The sequence below is a fragment of the Krasilnikovia sp. M28-CT-15 genome (genome assembly GCF_047159595.1).
Lineage (GTDB): Bacteria > Actinomycetota > Actinomycetes > Mycobacteriales > Micromonosporaceae > Actinoplanes.
The window spans coordinates 1,424,379-1,439,371 of record NZ_BAAGAK010000001.1; the positions used below are offsets into that span (position 1 = coordinate 1,424,379).

The 14,993-nt window shown below is 72.2% G+C and carries 16 protein-coding genes; 10 read left to right on the forward strand and 6 right to left on the reverse strand.

Annotation, left to right across the window (positions count from 1 at the left end; genetic code table 11):
- Positions 1 to 259: 259 nt before the first annotated feature.
- Entirely contained in the window at positions 260 to 520 is a 261-nt protein-coding gene (locus ACMCNO_RS06840; RefSeq protein ID WP_412741018.1) for a WhiB family transcriptional regulator, read from the forward strand.
- A 33-nt stretch (positions 521 to 553) separates the two neighbouring features.
- Here the strand turns inward: ACMCNO_RS06840 and ACMCNO_RS06845 are convergent, their stop codons facing one another.
- Positions 554 to 1,036: a metallopeptidase family protein gene (locus ACMCNO_RS06845; protein ID WP_412748560.1), complete on the reverse strand. Its 483-nt coding sequence runs from the start codon at positions 1,034 to 1,036 to the stop codon at positions 554 to 556.
- Positions 1,037 to 1,222: 186 nt separating this feature from the next.
- Here ACMCNO_RS06845 and ACMCNO_RS06850 point away from each other — a divergent pair, with 186 nt between their 5' ends.
- Positions 1,223 to 1,588: a DUF3499 domain-containing protein gene (locus ACMCNO_RS06850; RefSeq protein ID WP_130510827.1), complete on the forward strand. Its 366-nt coding sequence runs from the start codon at positions 1,223 to 1,225 to the stop codon at positions 1,586 to 1,588.
- Positions 1,589 to 1,685: 97 nt separating this feature from the next.
- On the opposite strand, the gene ACMCNO_RS06855 is transcribed toward ACMCNO_RS06850, so the two are convergent.
- Positions 1,686 to 2,579 carry a polysaccharide deacetylase family protein gene (locus tag ACMCNO_RS06855; protein ID WP_412748561.1) on the reverse strand — a complete coding sequence of 298 codons (894 nt, stop codon included), beginning with the start codon at positions 2,577 to 2,579 and terminating at the stop codon, positions 1,686 to 1,688.
- A 242-nt stretch (positions 2,580 to 2,821) separates the two neighbouring features.
- On the opposite strand from ACMCNO_RS06855, the gene ACMCNO_RS06860 reads away from it, so the two are divergent.
- From ACMCNO_RS06860 to ACMCNO_RS06875, 4 genes are all read left to right on the forward strand, one after another.
- Entirely contained in the window at positions 2,822 to 4,033 is a 1,212-nt protein-coding gene (locus ACMCNO_RS06860) for a spermidine/putrescine ABC transporter substrate-binding protein (RefSeq protein WP_412748562.1), read from the forward strand.
- Positions 4,030 to 5,163 (forward strand): ABC transporter ATP-binding protein, encoded by a 1,134-nt coding sequence (locus ACMCNO_RS06865; RefSeq protein ID WP_412748563.1) that lies wholly within the window; start codon positions 4,030 to 4,032, stop codon positions 5,161 to 5,163. Before ACMCNO_RS06860 ends, ACMCNO_RS06865 begins: the two co-directional genes overlap by 4 nt.
- Positions 5,164 to 5,279: 116 nt before the next feature.
- Positions 5,280 to 6,116 carry an ABC transporter permease gene (locus tag ACMCNO_RS06870; protein WP_412753641.1) on the forward strand — a complete coding sequence of 279 codons (837 nt, stop codon included), beginning with the start codon at positions 5,280 to 5,282 and terminating at the stop codon, positions 6,114 to 6,116.
- Positions 6,117 to 6,168: 52 nt separating this feature from the next.
- Positions 6,169 to 6,960, forward strand: a complete 792-nt coding sequence (locus ACMCNO_RS06875; protein WP_412748564.1) for an ABC transporter permease — start codon at positions 6,169 to 6,171, stop codon at positions 6,958 to 6,960.
- 3 nt (positions 6,961 to 6,963) lie between these two features.
- On the opposite strand, the gene ACMCNO_RS06880 is transcribed toward ACMCNO_RS06875, so the two are convergent.
- The 4 genes from ACMCNO_RS06880 to ACMCNO_RS06895 all read right to left on the reverse strand — a co-directional run bounded on the left by ACMCNO_RS06880 (position 6,964) and on the right by ACMCNO_RS06895 (position 10,867).
- Entirely contained in the window at positions 6,964 to 7,509 is a 546-nt protein-coding gene (locus ACMCNO_RS06880) for a DUF3455 domain-containing protein (RefSeq protein ID WP_412748565.1), read from the reverse strand.
- Between the two features lie 116 nt (positions 7,510 to 7,625).
- Positions 7,626 to 7,976 carry a DUF779 domain-containing protein gene (locus ACMCNO_RS06885; RefSeq protein ID WP_412748566.1) on the reverse strand — a complete coding sequence of 117 codons (351 nt, stop codon included), beginning with the start codon at positions 7,974 to 7,976 and terminating at the stop codon, positions 7,626 to 7,628.
- Positions 7,976 to 9,499 (reverse strand): aldehyde dehydrogenase family protein, encoded by a 1,524-nt coding sequence (locus ACMCNO_RS06890; RefSeq protein ID WP_412748567.1) that lies wholly within the window; start codon positions 9,497 to 9,499, stop codon positions 7,976 to 7,978. Before ACMCNO_RS06890 ends, ACMCNO_RS06885 begins: the two co-directional genes overlap by 1 nt.
- A gap of 66 nt (positions 9,500 to 9,565) precedes the next feature.
- A complete protein-coding gene (locus ACMCNO_RS06895; RefSeq protein WP_412748568.1) occupies positions 9,566 to 10,867 on the reverse strand; it encodes a GAF domain-containing protein in 1,302 nt (433 codons plus the stop codon).
- Between the two features lie 264 nt (positions 10,868 to 11,131).
- Between ACMCNO_RS06895 and ACMCNO_RS06900 the strand changes: the two genes are divergently transcribed.
- The 4 genes from ACMCNO_RS06900 (at position 11,132) to ACMCNO_RS06915 (ending at position 14,988) form a co-directional block, all read left to right on the forward strand.
- Entirely contained in the window at positions 11,132 to 12,475 is a 1,344-nt protein-coding gene (locus ACMCNO_RS06900; protein WP_412753642.1) for a phosphomannomutase/phosphoglucomutase, read from the forward strand.
- Between the two features lie 44 nt (positions 12,476 to 12,519).
- Positions 12,520 to 12,720: a Trm112 family protein gene (locus ACMCNO_RS06905; protein ID WP_412748569.1), complete on the forward strand. Its 201-nt coding sequence runs from the start codon at positions 12,520 to 12,522 to the stop codon at positions 12,718 to 12,720.
- Entirely contained in the window at positions 12,720 to 13,943 is a 1,224-nt protein-coding gene (locus ACMCNO_RS06910; RefSeq protein ID WP_412748570.1) for an SIS domain-containing protein, read from the forward strand. Before ACMCNO_RS06905 ends, ACMCNO_RS06910 begins: the two co-directional genes overlap by 1 nt.
- A 64-nt stretch (positions 13,944 to 14,007) precedes the next feature.
- A complete protein-coding gene (locus tag ACMCNO_RS06915) occupies positions 14,008 to 14,988 on the forward strand; it encodes a cation diffusion facilitator family transporter (protein WP_412748571.1) in 981 nt (326 codons plus the stop codon).
- The last annotated feature ends 5 nt before the right edge of the window (positions 14,989 to 14,993 follow it).

Here is a 14,993-nt window from a genome sequence, read left to right on the forward strand (position 1 = left end):
ACGCGCCGACGCGCCGTTACTTTCGGGTGTCTTTGGGAGATAGGGCAGGAACGGGACTCCAAGGTGCCCGGGGGCATCTCGGGGAATCGGGCCTATTTATCAGGTTCGGCTTGACGACGCACGTCTTACACGCGTGTAATTTCGGTGGGGTTGTGGGACGGGTGCTGGGGAAATGCACCAGTTCCGCAAGAAACACGCCGCGTGCGTGGGGGGTAAGTGCCGGCATTGCCGCCGGCGCGGAAAAGGAGGCACGCCGATGATGGTGGAAGCGCAGGTTGAAGGCATCGACCTGCTCGGGGACGCACCCGAGTGGCAGGAGCGGGCCCTGTGTTCGCAGACCGACCCGGAGGCGTTCTTTCCGGAGAAGGGCGGCTCGACGCGCGAGGCCAAGCGGATCTGCGGCCGCTGCGACGTGAAGGCGGAATGCCTGGAGTACGCGCTCGGCCATGACGAGCGCTTCGGCATCTGGGGCGGACTGTCGGAGCGGGAACGCCGCAAGCTCAAGCGCCGGGTGGCCTGACCGCGCCTCGGCCCATGGCGCTGGGGGCGGCGCCTAGGTCAGCTCGTCGGGATCCACACCCAGCAGGTTGGCGACCTGCTCGATGATGACGTCGTGTACCAGGTCGGCGAGGTCCTCGCGATCCATCGCCCGGAACTCCAGCGGACGCCGGTACAGCACGATGCGTGGCGGCAGCTCCTGCCGTCCGGGTCGGCCGGGTAGCAGCCGGGCGAGCGGCACCGCGCCGTCCTCCAGCACGTCCGAGTCGTAGACGTTCAGCTCCGGCGGGACGTCCTCGACCGCGAACTCGACCCCGGCCAGCTCCTTCGCATACCGCCGCTCCAGGCCCTCGACCGTGTCCAGCACCAGATCGTCGAAAATCTCCGCCTTGGTGCGAGCCAGCGGCACGGTCGCCGGGACGAGCCGCCCGCGCAGGCCGCGGCCGTGCCGATCGCGCCGGGTCGGACGCCCCGGCCCGGCGGAACGCGCGGCCCGGCCCTGCTCGGCGGCGCGTCGGCGGTCGGGGCTGGTCGTCACGGACCCAAGCCTAGCCCGCCCGTGGCGCGGGGCGGGGGCGCTGGAGCCCCGCGCGTTGCGCCGCGCGAATTCGCCCCAACGGGGCGGCGTGTCTTCAGCGGCCTGACGGAATCGTGATGCATGGCGGGTCGGCGTGTCGCGACCCCTTGCGCCCCGCGCGAGGCGCCGGGGCGATAACGTGCCGCCGTGAGGTCCCCACGGCGCTGCTCCCGTAACGGCTGTCCCCGGCAGGCGGTCGCCACCCTGACCTACGTCTACAGCGATTCCACCGCCGTCGTCGGGCCGCTGGCGGCGTTCGCCGAACCTCACACGTACGACCTCTGCGAGCCGCACGCCCGCAGCCTCACCGCGCCCCGCGGATGGGAACTCGTCCGCCACGACGGTGACTTCGGCCCGCCTCCACCCACCACGGACGATCTGGTCGCCCTCGCCGACGCGGTCCGCGAGGCCGCCCGCCCGGCGCCGCCCCCGCGCCCCGAGGAGCACGACAACCTGCCCGGCCACCAGACCGGCCGCCGCGGCCACCTGCGCGTCATCCCACCCACCCACTGACGCTCAGGGCCCGGGCGATGCCCGTGACCGAGCCTGCGGCGTTCCAGATCTTGGCCAGAATCCGCCCGCCGCGGGGCGGAAACCGACCAAGATCCGTCTACAGCGCGATCAGGTGGAAGCGGGACTTCAGCCAGGGGATCAACGTCCGGTACGCCGCGATCGTGTCCGGCTGCGCGTAGTCGTGGGACAGCACGATCGCCCCGCGTCCCGTGTGCCGCTGCACCGCGCGCAGCACTCGGGTCCGGTGTGCCGCGTCGCTCTCGCCGGACGGGTGGTCCCAGTCGCGGGGGTCGACCGACCAGTAGATCGAGGCCATGCCGAGGTCGGCGGCCACCGACACGAATGCCGGGGTGAAGTTGCCGCCGGGGGCCCGCATGAAGCGGATCGGCGCGCCGGGGGCGGCGCGGTGGATCGCGTCGTTCGTACGCTGCAGGTCGGCGTGGATCGCGGTGGGCTTCTGCTTGCCGAGGGTGAGGCTGTGCCGCCAGGTGTGGTTGCACAGGGTGTGCCCCTCGGCGGCGATCCGCCGGACCAGGCCGGGATGGGCCGCCACGTTCTTGCCGACCAGGCAGAAGGTGGCCTTGATGTGGTGCTTCGCGAGCAGGTCCAGCAGCCTCGGGGTCTGTGCCGGGTCGGGCCCGTCGTCGAACGTGAGCGCCACCGCGGCGGTGCCCGTGCCCGTGGCGCTCTTCGCGGGGCCGCCGAGGCGCATCCGCCCCGGATCGCCGGGCCGCCCGGGCGTCGGCGGCCGGGCCTGCGTATCGGCGCCCGGCAGGCCCGGACCCGGGGCCGGGGGCCGGGTGGGGCCGTGGAAACCCGGTGCACCCGGTCCGCTGTCCACCGTGGAGGAAGGGCGGGGCGCCGGGCTGGACGATGACGACGTCCACAGCGGTGTCCCGTCGGCGGCCATGGCCGTGCCGCACCCGGCGAAGGCCGCAACGACCAGCGCTGCGGCGACCGTGCGGAATGCCCGCCTGCCGGGGAAACGCATCGTTGACTCCGTCCCGTGTCCGAACTCGACACCCCCACTATGGCCGGAGCCGGCGACATCGAGGTATGCCCACCCCCCGGTATGGCACTGATCCGGGAGATCCATGACCGGGTGCACCGAGCGCAGCGAGGGCCGCGAGGGCGTGCCCGGCCGTTCCGCGCCGGTCTGAAGCGGCGGCCGTGGGGCGTGAAATGATCCGTTGCACAGCGTCCTGGCTGGCAGGACCCAACACAGGAGCCGCGATGCGCCGCCCTCAGCTGATGCCCGAGGCCGCCGCCGTCGTCGCGGCGCACCGGTCCTCCCGGTCCGGCCTCTCCCGCCGCACGTTGCTCGGCGGGGCCGTAGCGGCGGGCGCCGCGCTGGCCGGTTGCGGCATCGAGGGCACCCGGCAGAGTGAACAGAGCTGCCCCAGTACGGACCTGTCGGCCACGGAGCGCCGCCTCGTCTTCGCGAACTGGCCGCAGTACATCGACGTGGACGACCGCGACGGCAGCCGCCCCACCCTGGAGGCGTTCGAGCGCAGGACCGGAATCCGGGTCGACTACCTGGAGGAGATCAACGACAACGACCAGTACTTCGGGAAGATTCAGAACCAGCTGGCGGCGTGCCGCCCGACCGGGCGCGACCTCATGGTGGTCTCGGACTGGCTGCTCGGCCGCCTGGTCGACCTGGGCTGGGTGCAACGGCTCGACCTCGCCGCGATGCCGAACGTGCAGCGCAACCTGCTGCCGTCGCTGCGCGGCCGGGCCGTCGACCCGACCGGCACCCACGCGGTGCCGTGGCAGGGCGGGCTGGCGGGGCTGGCCTACAACGGGCGGGTCACCGCGGAGATCCGTACGGTGGACGAGTTGCTCACCCGGCCCGACTTGAAGGGCCGGGTGACCCTGCTCAGCGAGCTGCGCGACACGATGGGGCTGCTGTTGCAGGCGCGCGGCCACGACCCGGGCGACTTCACCGAGGCGCAGTTCGACGACGCGCTGGAGGTGCTGCGCCGCTCCGTCGAGGCCGGTCAGATCCGGCGGTTCACCGGCAACGACTACGCGCCCGACCTCAAACGCGGCGACATCGCCGCCTGCATCGGCTGGTCGGGTGACATCATCCAGCTCGCCGGTGACGATCCGCGGATCCGGTTCGTGGCCCCGGACTCCGGCGTCATGCTGTACTCCGACGACATGGTCGTGCCGAACCAGGCGGCGCACCGAGCCAACGCGCAGCGGCTCATGGACTATTACTACGATCCGACCGTGGCGGCGACCGTCGCCGCGTACGTGAACTACATCTGCCCGGTCGAGGGGGCGCAGGCGGCGATGGAGAAGATCGATCCGGAGCTGGCCGCGAACCCGCTGATCTTCCCCACCCGCGCGCTGCTCGCCAGGGCCAGCGGGTTCATGCCGCTCACCCAGCCGGAGTCGCGGTTGTACAACGACAAGTTCCAGGCGGTGATCGGGGCGTGAGCACCGACCTGCGGCTCGCCGGGGTGACCAAGCGCTTCGGCGCGGTGACCGCGGTCGACGCGCTCGACCTGACCGTTCCCGCGGGCTCGTTCTTCGCGCTGCTCGGCGCGTCCGGCTGCGGCAAGACGACCACCCTGCGCATGGTCGCCGGGCTGGAGGAGCCCACGGCCGGGCGGATCCTGCTCGGCGACGACGACATCACCGGGCTGCGGGCGTACCGTCGGCCGGTCAACACGGTGTTCCAGAGTTACGCCCTGTTCCCGCACCTGGACGTGCACGAGAACATCGCGTTCGGGCTGCGCCGGCGCCGCCAGCGAGACGTGCGCGCCCAGGTCGAGAAGATGCTGGCCCTGGTGCAGCTGGAAGGGTACGGCCAGCGCCGCCCCGGGCAGCTCTCCGGCGGCCAGCAGCAACGGGTCGCGCTGGCCCGGGCGCTGGTCAACAACCCGCGGGTGCTCCTGCTCGATGAGCCGCTCGGCGCGCTGGACCTGACCCTGCGCCGCCGCATGCAGATCGAGCTGAAACGCATCCACACCGAGGTGGGCATGACGTTCGTGCACGTCACCCACGACCAGGAGGAGGCCATGACGATGGCCGACATGGTCGCGGTGATGAACGAGGGCCGCATCGAGCAGCTCGGCCCGCCCGCACAGCTGTACGACCTGCCCGCCACCCCGTTCGTGGCGACCTTCCTCGGACAGTCCAACCTGCTGGCGGGCGAGCAGGCCGGCGCGGTCGGCGACGACGTCGCGGTCACGGCCTACGGCTCGCGCTTCACCGTGCCCGTGCTGCGTTCGCGGGCCGCCGGGACGTCGGTCTTTCTCGGGGTACGCCCGGAGAAGCTGCACCTGGCCCTGTCCGCCGACACGGTGCCGGAGGCGCACCAGCGGCTCACCGGGGTGGTCACCGACAGCTCCTACGTGGGCGTGAGCAGCCAGTATCTGGTGCGAACCGGGTGGGGCACCGAGCTGAGCGTGTTCGCCGCCAGCACCGGCGAACACCGGCAGGTGCCGCTGGGCGCGGAGGTGGTCGCGCACTGGGATCCGCGGCACGCGTTCCTGCTGGACCGTCCGCCGGGGGAGGGCGACCGGACGGGCGCGGCCGACGTGAGCCTGGGCGTGCGCGCGTGACGGCCACACCCCCCGACAGCGTCGGCGGGCGGCTCGCGACCGTCCACGAGGGCGGTCGCCGCGGCGCGGGACGCGACTCCGGGCCACACCGCGTCGGCGACCGGTGGGGGCGGCTCGTGCCGTACCTGTTGATCCTGCCCGCCGGGTTGTGGCTGGTGCTGTTCTTCGCGGTCCCCGCCGCGGAACTGTTCGCCACCAGCCTGTACGACCCGGCCGGTTCCCTGGTCGACGGGTACGCGATGACCTGGGCGTTCGGCAACTACCTGGACGCGCTGGCCGAGTACTGGCCGCAGCTGCTGCGGTCGCTGGCGTACGCGGCAGTGGCGACCGCCGCGTCGCTGCTGCTCGGCTTCCCGCTGGCGTACGCGATCGCGCTGCGCGCCGGACGCTTCCGTAACGTGCTGCTGGTCGCGGTGGTGGCCCCGTTCTTCACCAGCTTCCTGATCCGCACGCTGGCCTGGAAGGCGATCCTGTCCGACAACGGCGCCCTGGTCGCCCTGCTGCGCGACCTGCACGTGCTGGCCCCGGACGGGCGTCTGCTGGCCACCCCGTTCGCGGTGGTGGCCGGGCTGACCTACAACGTCCTGCCGTTCATGGTGCTGCCGCTGTACGCGAGCCTGGAACGGCTCGACCGCCGCCTGCTGGAGGCCGCCGCCGACCTGTACGCGGGCCCGGCCGCGACGTTCCGCGCGGTGACCCTGCCGCTGGCGGCGCCCGGCATCGTGGCGGGCACGCTGCTGACGTTCATCCCGGCCGCGGGCGACTACATCAACGCCCAGCTGCTCGGCACGCCAGGAACGGCGATGGCGGGCAACGTGATCGACTCGGCGTTCCTGATCCGGCTCGACTATCCGCAGGCGGCGGCGCTGTCGTTCGTGCTGATGGCGATGATCCTGGTGCTCGTGCTGGTCTATCTGCGGCGGGTCGGCGCGACCGCGGTGGAGGCGCTGTGACCCCGGGTGCGGCACGGATGCCGGGAGGGGCACGGATGCCGGGAGGGGCACGGTGACCCGCGCCGGGCGGTGGCTCGCCGATCATCTCGTGCTGGGGATCGGGCTGGTGGTGCTGGCGTACCTGCTGCTGCCGATCGCGGTGATCGTCGCGCTGTCGTTCTACCGGCCCACGTCGCGGCTGGCGTACGACTTCGGCACGTTCACGCTCGACTACTGGACGAACCCGTGCGGCGCGCCCGGCATGTGCGCGTCGCTGGTGCGCAGTGTGCAGATCGGCTTCGCGGCGACCGTGGTGGCCACGGTGCTCGGCACGCTGATGGCGTTCGCCCTGACCCGCTACCGCTTCCGGGGCCGGTCCGCGACCGGCGCGCTGGTGTTCCTGCCGATGGCCACCCCCGAGGTGGTGATGGGCTCCTCGCTGCTGGCGCTGTTCGCGGCGGCGCGGATACCGCTCGGCTTCTGGACCGTGGTGATCGCGCACGTGATGTTCTGCGTGAGCTTCGTGGTGGTGACCGTCCGGGCGAGGCTGGCCACCCTCGACCCGCGCCTGCCAGAGGCCGCCGCCGACCTGTACGCGGGCCCGTGGGCGGCGTTCCGCCGGGTGATCCTCCCGCTGGCGCTGCCCGGCATCGTGGCGGCGGCCCTGCTGGCGTTCTCGCTGTCCTTCGACGACTTCATCGTCACGAACTTCACGGCGGGCACCACGACGACGTTCCCCATGTACATCTGGGGTGCGGCGCAGCGCGGCGTCCCGCCGCAGGTCAACGTGATCGCGACGGTGCTGTTCGGGGTGTCGCTGCTGCTGGTGCTGGCGGCGACGGTGCGCCGCCGCCAGCACCGGTGATCGTCAGGCTGCCCAGAACACGTACGTGGCGCTGTAGGGCACGGACACCTTCTCGCCGTCGGTGCACGCGCCGGCCGGGGCGACGCCGCCCGAGGTGCGCAGCCGCTGGATGTGCGTCACCGGGCTGAGGATCCCGCTGCCGGTGTGGCTGTTGACCTCCAGCAGCAGCTCCGGGATGGCGCCGGGCACCTCCGAGGAGGCTTTCCGCGTGGCCGTCACCAGCGAGTCGTCGCGTTCCGACTGCCAGCTCGGGCCTGCGAAGTGGTGGAACGGGCCGCCCTGACCCACCAGCCGGGCCTCCGGCGTGGACGGGGTACCCGTGAACACGCCACCGGTGCACGTGTAGGTCTGGGTGCCCTTCTGCACGTGCACCTCGGCGACCTTCGTTGATCCCGGCGGCGGGGCGATGGTCGGGTTGGGACTCGGAGCCGGGTGCGCCTGGACCTCCTGCGCGGACGCGTTGAACGTCACGGCGCCGACGCTGATGGCGACCACCGCCATTCCGGTGGCCGCTGCCGCGCGTACCCGGGACCTGCGGGTGCTGAGCATCAAGATTCTCCTCCGTCGCGGGGCGACCCCCTGCCGCCCCCATCTGCCGTACGGAACGGAACGGACGGCAGATGGGTGCGGGGGAGAATCCGGCACGGAAATACACTGTGGAGTGACTATTCCGTCCGGATCTTGCTGCGGATCAGGAACCGGAGCCCCTCGGGTGCCTCCAGCGAGAAGCCGCTGCCGCGGCCGGGCACCACGTCCACGGTGAGGTCGGTGTGTTTCCACGCCGCGTACTGCGCCGTACTCATCCAGAACGGCACCGGCTCGGCCACCCCGTCGATGCGTAGCTCCTGGAGCAGCACGTCGGAGTCGCCGGTACGGAACTCGCCCTGCGGGTAGCACATCGGTGCGCTGCCGTCGCAGCAGCCGCCGCTCTGGTGGAACATCAGCGGCCCGTGCTGCCCCCGCAGTGCGCGGATCAGCTCGGCCGCTGCGGTGCTCACCTCGACCCGGTCGCCCATCAGAAGAAGCCCATGGCCTTGGGTGAGTAGCTGACGAGCAGGTTCTTGGTCTGCTGGTAGTGGTCCAGCATCATCTTGTGGTTCTCCCGGCCGATGCCGGACTGCTTGTACCCGCCGAACGCGGCGTGCGCCGGATAGACGTGGTAGCAGTTCGTCCACACCCGGCCCGCCTGGATCGCCCGCCCGGCCCGGTACGCGGTCGTCCCGTCCCGGGTCCAGACGCCCGCGCCGAGGCCGTACAGGGTGTCGTTGGCGGTGGTGATCGCGTCGGCGTAGTCGGTGAACGAGGTCACCGCCACCACGGGCCCGAAGATCTCCTCCTGGAAGACCCGCATCGTGTTGCTGCCCTCGAGGATGGTCGGCTGCACGTAGTACCCGCCGGACAGGTCGCCGCCCAGCTCGGCGCGGGCCCCGCCGGTGCGGACCTTCGCCCCCTCCTGGCGGCCGATGTCCAGGTAGGACAGGATCTTCTCCAGCTGGTCGTTGGAGGCCTGCGCGCCGACCATGGTGTCGGTGTCCAGCGGGTTGCCCTGGCGCATGTTCTCCACCCGCTTCACCCCGGCGGCGAGGAAGTCCGCGTAGTGGCCCTGCTGGACCAGCGCCCGCGACGGGCAGGTGCACACCTCGCCCTGGTTGAGGGCGAACATCGCGAAGCCCTCCTGCGCCTTGTCGAAGAAGTCGTCGTCGGCCGCGCTGACGTCGTCGAAGAAGATGTTCGGGCTCTTGCCGCCCAGCTCCAGCGTCACCGGGATGATGTTCTCGCTGGCGTACTGCATGATCAGGCGGCCGGTGGTGGTCTCGCCGGTGAACGCCACCTTGGCGATCCGGCTTGACGACGCCAGCGGCTTGCCCGCCTCCACCCCGAAGCCGTTGACGATGTTCACCACCCCCGGCGGGAGCAGGTCCGCGATCAGCGACATCAGGTAGTGGATCGACACCGGGGTCTGCTCGGCGGGCTTGAGCACCACCGCGTTGCCCGCGGCCAGCGCGGGGGCCAGCTTCCACGCGGCCATCAGGATCGGGAAGTTCCACGGGATGATCTGGGCGACCACGCCCAGCGGCTCCTGGAAGTGGTACGCGACCGTGTCGGCGTCCACCTCGCTGAGGCTGCCCTCCTGCGCCCGGATGGCTCCGGCGAAGTAGCGGAAGTGGTCGACCGTCAGGGGCAGGTCGGCCAGCAGGGTCTCGCGGACCGGCTTGCCGTTCTCCCAACTCTCGGCGACGGCCAGCTTCTCCAGGTTGGCCTCGATCCGGTCGGCGATCCGGTTGAGGACCGCGGCCCGTTCCGCAGGGGGTGTGCGGCCCCACGCGGGTGCCGCGGCGTGCGCCGCGTCCAGGGCCTTCTCCACGTCCTCGGCGGTGCCGCGGGCCACCTCGCAGAAGTCCTGGCCGGTGACCGGAGACGGGTTGGTGAAGTACCGGCCCTGGGCCGGTGGCACGTACTCGCCGCCGATCCAGTGGTCGTACCGCGACGCGTAACTCATGATCGCGCCGTCGGTGCCGGGTGGGGAGTAGACGGTCATGCGCACCTCCGAGCCAGGGGGCCGCCCGGGGCGCCGTTGCCCCGGGCGGCAGGGGGTGCGCAGACGCTAGAGCGGGCGACGTTGCATCGACGTTGCGGCGCTGCCCGGCGCGGGTAGCCCGTACTCGGCGGTGAGGCGGGCGATCCGGCCGATCGCGAAGGGCCGGGCGGGTGCGCCCACCGGCAGTGCCGTCGCGTACGCCTCCCACATCTGCAGGTCGTCGGCGCCCCACGGCGAGCGCACCCAGGTCTGCAGGAGGGTCCGGTCGCTGCCGGCCAGGACCGCCGCGCGCAGCTGGTCCTCGACGAGGCGGCGCAGCCGGACCACGCCGGGCGCCTCCGAGCCGGGCAGCAGCGGCCCGCCGTACGCGGCCAGGGCGTCCGTGACCAGGCCCTGTTCGAGCAGCCGCGGCACGGCGCGGAAGTCGGCGTCCACGTCGGAGTGCAGCCGGTACGGCCGCGAGCCGAGCAGCTGGGGCCCCAGGATGCGGCGCAGCCGGGACAGCTCGGCCCGGACGGTCACCGGGCTGGGGTCGTCCGGATACAGGTCGATGCCGAGCTGCTCGCCGGTGCGGCCCTCCGGATGGGCCAGCAGCAGCACGAGCAGTTCGGAGTGGCGGCGCCCGAGCCGGATCCGGCGTCCCGCGACGGTCAGCACCGCCTCGTCGCGGCCCAGCGCGGTCACGGCCGCCGCGGCCCGCGGCGCGGTCCGCTGGGTACGCAGGTACGCCTCGGCGGCCAGCGCGGTGGCCCGGACCAGGGCGAGGCTGTGCGGGTTGGCCAGGCGGTCCCCGCCGGTCACGTCGATCGCGCCGAGCAGCCGCCCGGTGGCCGGGTCGTGGATCGGGGCGGCGGTGCAGGTCCAGTCCTGGACCGGGCGGCAGAAGTGCTCGGTGGCGAAGATCTGCAGGGGGTGGTCGACCGCCAGCGCGGTGCCCGGCGCGTTGGTGCCCGCGCTGGCCTCGTCCCACCGGGCGCCGGGCACGAAGTTCATCCGGGCGGCGCCGTCCAGCACGGCCGGGGTGCCCTCGACCCAGAGCAGCCGCCCGTGCGCGTCGCACACCGCGACGATGTGGTCGCCGTCCTCAGCCAGCCCGCCCAGCAGGTCCCGGAAGATCGGCAGCACGCAGGCCAGCGGGTGGGCCGCCCGGTACGCCTCCAGCTCGTCGTCGCGCAGTTCGATCGGCGCGGTGCCGTCCGGGTCGAACCGGGCGTCGGCGGAGCGCCGCCACGACTCGACCACGACCGGGCGTACCGGCAGCTGGGGTCCGGCGTCCCCGGCGACGAACCGCTCGTACGCGCGGCCCACTTCGGTGATGCGGGCGGTGGGGTCGGCGCCCGCGTGGAGGGCGAGCCACGGGTTGGACATGCTGCAGACCTCCGATCCCACTCATCGTGGCCCGCGCGGGCGCGCCCCACAAGAAAGAGCCGGGGGTCGATCGACGGTCTCGGACGGTGGAAGCCGCCCGGGACGCTCCGGGTGTCCGGATGGACCGAGTGATTCGACCGAGACGGTGGAGCCGAGCGGTTGCGGCCTGCCCGATACCGCAGCTCCGATAGGCTCGGGCAGAGGTAATCATCGCTGAGGAGAGATCAATTGTCTGATCTGTCGCAGATCGTCAAGGCGTACGATGTGCGCGGTATCGTCCCGGATCAGCTCAACGAAACCGTGGCCCGCGCGCTCGGCACCGCCTTCGTGGAGATGCTGCGCGAATCCGGCGACGACCCGGAGACGATCGTCGTCGCCCACGACATGCGCGACTCCGGCCCGGGGCTGGCCGCCGCGTTCGCCAAGGGCGTCAACGCGGCCGGCACCGCCGTGCTGCACATCGGCCTCGGCTCCACGGACCAGCTGTACTACGCCTCGGGCGCGCTGAACCTGCCCGGTGCGATGTTCACCGCCAGCCACAACCCGGCCCAGTACAACGGGATCAAGCTGTGCCGGTCGGGCGCCCGCCCGGTCGGCCAGGACAGCGGCCTGGTCTTCGTCCGGCAGTACGCCGACGACCAGCTGAACTCGCTGGCCCAGGTGGCCGACGGCGTGGAACGCATCGAGCCCCGCGACCTGCTGCGCGACTACGCCGCGCACCTGCGCTCGCTGGTCGACCTGTCCGGCATCCGGCCGCTGAAGGTCGTGGTGGACGCGGGCAACGGCATGGGCGGGCACACCGTGCCGGCCGTGCTGGGCGACCGGGTGCTGCCCGGGCTGCCGCTGACCATCGTGCCGCTCTACTTCGAGCTGGACGGCTCGTTCCCGAACCACGAGGCCAACCCGCTCGACCCGGCCAACCTCGTCGACCTGCAGGCCGCGGTCCGCGAGCACGGTGCCGACCTGGGCCTGGCCTTCGACGGCGACGCCGACCGCTGCTTCGTGGTCGACGAGCGCGGCCAGCCGGTCTCACCGTCCGCGATCACCGCCCTGGTGGCGACCCGGGAGCTGGCGAAGTTCCCGGGCAGCACGGTCATCCACAACCTGATCACCTCGGCCGCGGTGCCCGAGATCATCACCGAGCACGGTGGCAAGCCGGTGCGCAGCCGGGTCGGCCACTCGTTCATCAAGGCGGAGATGGCCCGGACGAACGCGGTGTTCGGTGGCGAGCACTCGGCGCACTACTACTTCCGCGACTTCTGGTACGCCGACACCGGCATGCTGGCCGCGATGCACGTGCTGGCCGCGTTCGGTGGCCAGGATCACCCGCTGTCGGAGTTCGCCGCCGAGTACGAGCGCTACAGCTCCTCCGGAGAGATCAACTCGACCGTGCCGAACGCCGCGGCGAAGATGGCCGAGGTCCGGGCCGCGTTCCCCGGCGCCGCCACGGACGACCTGGACGGCCTCACGGTGCACGTCGGCGAGGGTGCCTGGTTCAATCTGCGCGCGTCGAACACCGAGCCACTGCTGCGGCTCAACGTCGAGGCGCCGAAACCTGATCGTATGGCGGCCCTCCGCGACGAGGTGCTCGCCATCGTGCGCGGATAGGATCCTGGGGCCCGATACCGCACCCGAGCCGAAGGAGCCGTTCGGTGGCTCTCGATCCGCAGCTGCTGGAGATTCTGGCCTGCCCGGACACGCATCACGCGCCGCTGACCCACGACGCGGAGGCGCAGACATTGACGTGCACCGAGTGTGGCCGGATCTTCGAGATCCGCGACGACATCCCGGTCCTGCTGCTCGACGAGGCCAGGCTGCCCGGGAGCGGCCCGGCGGGGGAGGGCGAGGCGTGATGGGTGCGTCCAGGGAAGGCACGGCGGGGGTGCACGGCCACCGCTCGGCGGACGAGTCGCTGCTCGACGACGAGCAGGTGATGCTGGGCAACGACCCGGGCGGCATGCTGCGCGCCACCGCCTCCGCGGGCGCCCAGGTCCGCGAGTCGGCTGCGCTGGCGGCCGAGACCGACCTCAGCATGCTCGAGGACGAGGGCCGCCCCCGGGCGGTCGTGGTCGCGGGCATCGGTACGGCTGGGCTGACCGGCAGCATCCTGGCGACCGTGGCGGGGCCCCGGTGCCCCGTTCCGATCATCGGGCACCGCAGCTCGGGCGTACCCGGCTGGGTCGGCGCCGCCGACGTGGTGATCGCGGTGTCGGCCAGCGGCCGCAGCCCCGAGGCGCTGGCCGCCGCGGACGCCGCCGCCCGTCGCGGCGCCCGGCTCGTCGCGATCGGCAACCCGGACTCCGAACTGCAGGCCATGGCGGAACGCGCCCGTGCCCCGTTCATCCAGGTGCCCCGGCGCGCCCCGGCCCGGGCCAGCCTGTGGGGCCTGACGGTCCCGGTGCTGTTCGCCGGTCGCGCCCTCGGGCTGGTCAAGCTCGCCGAGGCGGACCTGGCCGAGACCGCGATCCGGCTCGACGCCGACGCGGAACGCTGCCGCCCCGGCGCCGAGTCGTTCGTCAACCCGGCGAAGTCGCTGGCCCTGGGCCTGGCCGGGTCCATCCCGATCGTTTGGGGATCGTCGCCGCTGGCCACGGTCGCGGCCCGCCGGTTCGCCGACACCCTCGCGGCCAACGCCCGGTACCCGGTGATGGCCGGGGCCCTCGGCGAGGCCGGGCGCGGGCGGGTCGGCCTGCTCGACGGGGTCTTCGGTGGCCTGGCCGAGTCGAACCGGGACATCTTCGCCGACTCCGAGGACGACGAGGCCGGCCAGACCCGGCTGCGGCTGGTCCTGATGCGCGACGGCGGGCTCAACCCGGAGGACGAGGCGGACGAGCCGGTCGCGGTCGAGGAGCGCCGCGCGGACGCCGTGCAGACGCTCGCTGAGCGGCGTGGCGTGCGGTGTGATGTGATCACCGCCGAGGGCGGCTCGACGCTGGAGCGGCTGGCGTCGATCGTGGCCGTGCCGGACTTCGCCTCGCTCTACCTGGCGCTCGCGCACGGGCTCGACCCGATGGCGGTGCCCGCGATCAGCGAGATGAAGGAACTCAGCAACCCGATGCCGGAGGCGCGCTCGTGAGCGGATCCCCGGCGCGGATCCAGCGACAGCACGGCCATCAGGGACAGTACGGCGGAGGACAGCAGTGAGTGCAGGCGGCGGTACCAAGGCGATCATCGCGGCGCTCGGGGCGAACCTCGGCATCGCGTTGACCAAGTTCATCGCCTGGGGGCTCAGCGGTTCGTCGTCGATGCTGGCCGAAGCGATCCACTCGGTCGCGGACTCCGGCAACCAGGCCCTGCTGCTGGTCGGCGGCAAGCGGGCCACCCGCAAGGCCACCCCGCAACACCCCTTCGGGTACGGGCGGGAGCGCTACATCTATGCGTTCATCGTCTCCATCGTGCTGTTCTCCGTCGGTGGCCTGTTCGCGCTGTACGAGGCGTACCACAAGCTCCAGCACCCGGAGGGCATCCACAGCTGGAAGTGGGTGCCGGTGGTGGTGCTGGTCATCGCGATCGGCCTGGAGAGCTTCTCGTTCAAGACGGCGATCGCGGAGTCCAACCACATCCGGGGCAACACGTCGTGGGTCGAGTTCGTGCGCCGCGCCAAGGCCCCCGAGCTGCCGGTCGTGCTGCTGGAGGACGCGGGCGCGCTGCTCGGCCTGGTCTTCGCGCTGTTCGGCGTGGTGCTCACGCTGATCACCGGCAACGGGGTGTGGGACGCCATCGGTACGGCGATGATCGGCCTGCTGCTCGTCGCGATCGCCGTGGTCCTGGCCATCGAGACCAAGAGCCTGTTGCTGGGCGAGGGGGCCAACCCGGAGGACGTGCGCACGATCGAGCAGGCGATCCTGACCGGCCCCGGCGTCGACCGGATCATCCACATGAAGACGCTGCACCTGGGCCCGGAGGAGCTGCTGGTCGCCGCGAAGATCGCGGTGCCGCGTACGGACCAGGCCGAGGAGGTGGCCCGGCACATCGACGAGACCGAGGCCCGGATCCGTGCGGCGCTGCCGATCGCCCGCGTCATCTACCTCGAACCTGACATCTACCGCCCCGGCAAGGCGACCGCGGACGACACGGCGGCCGCGGGGTCGGCCGGACCCATACCGCCCGGGCTGGCATGACCGGC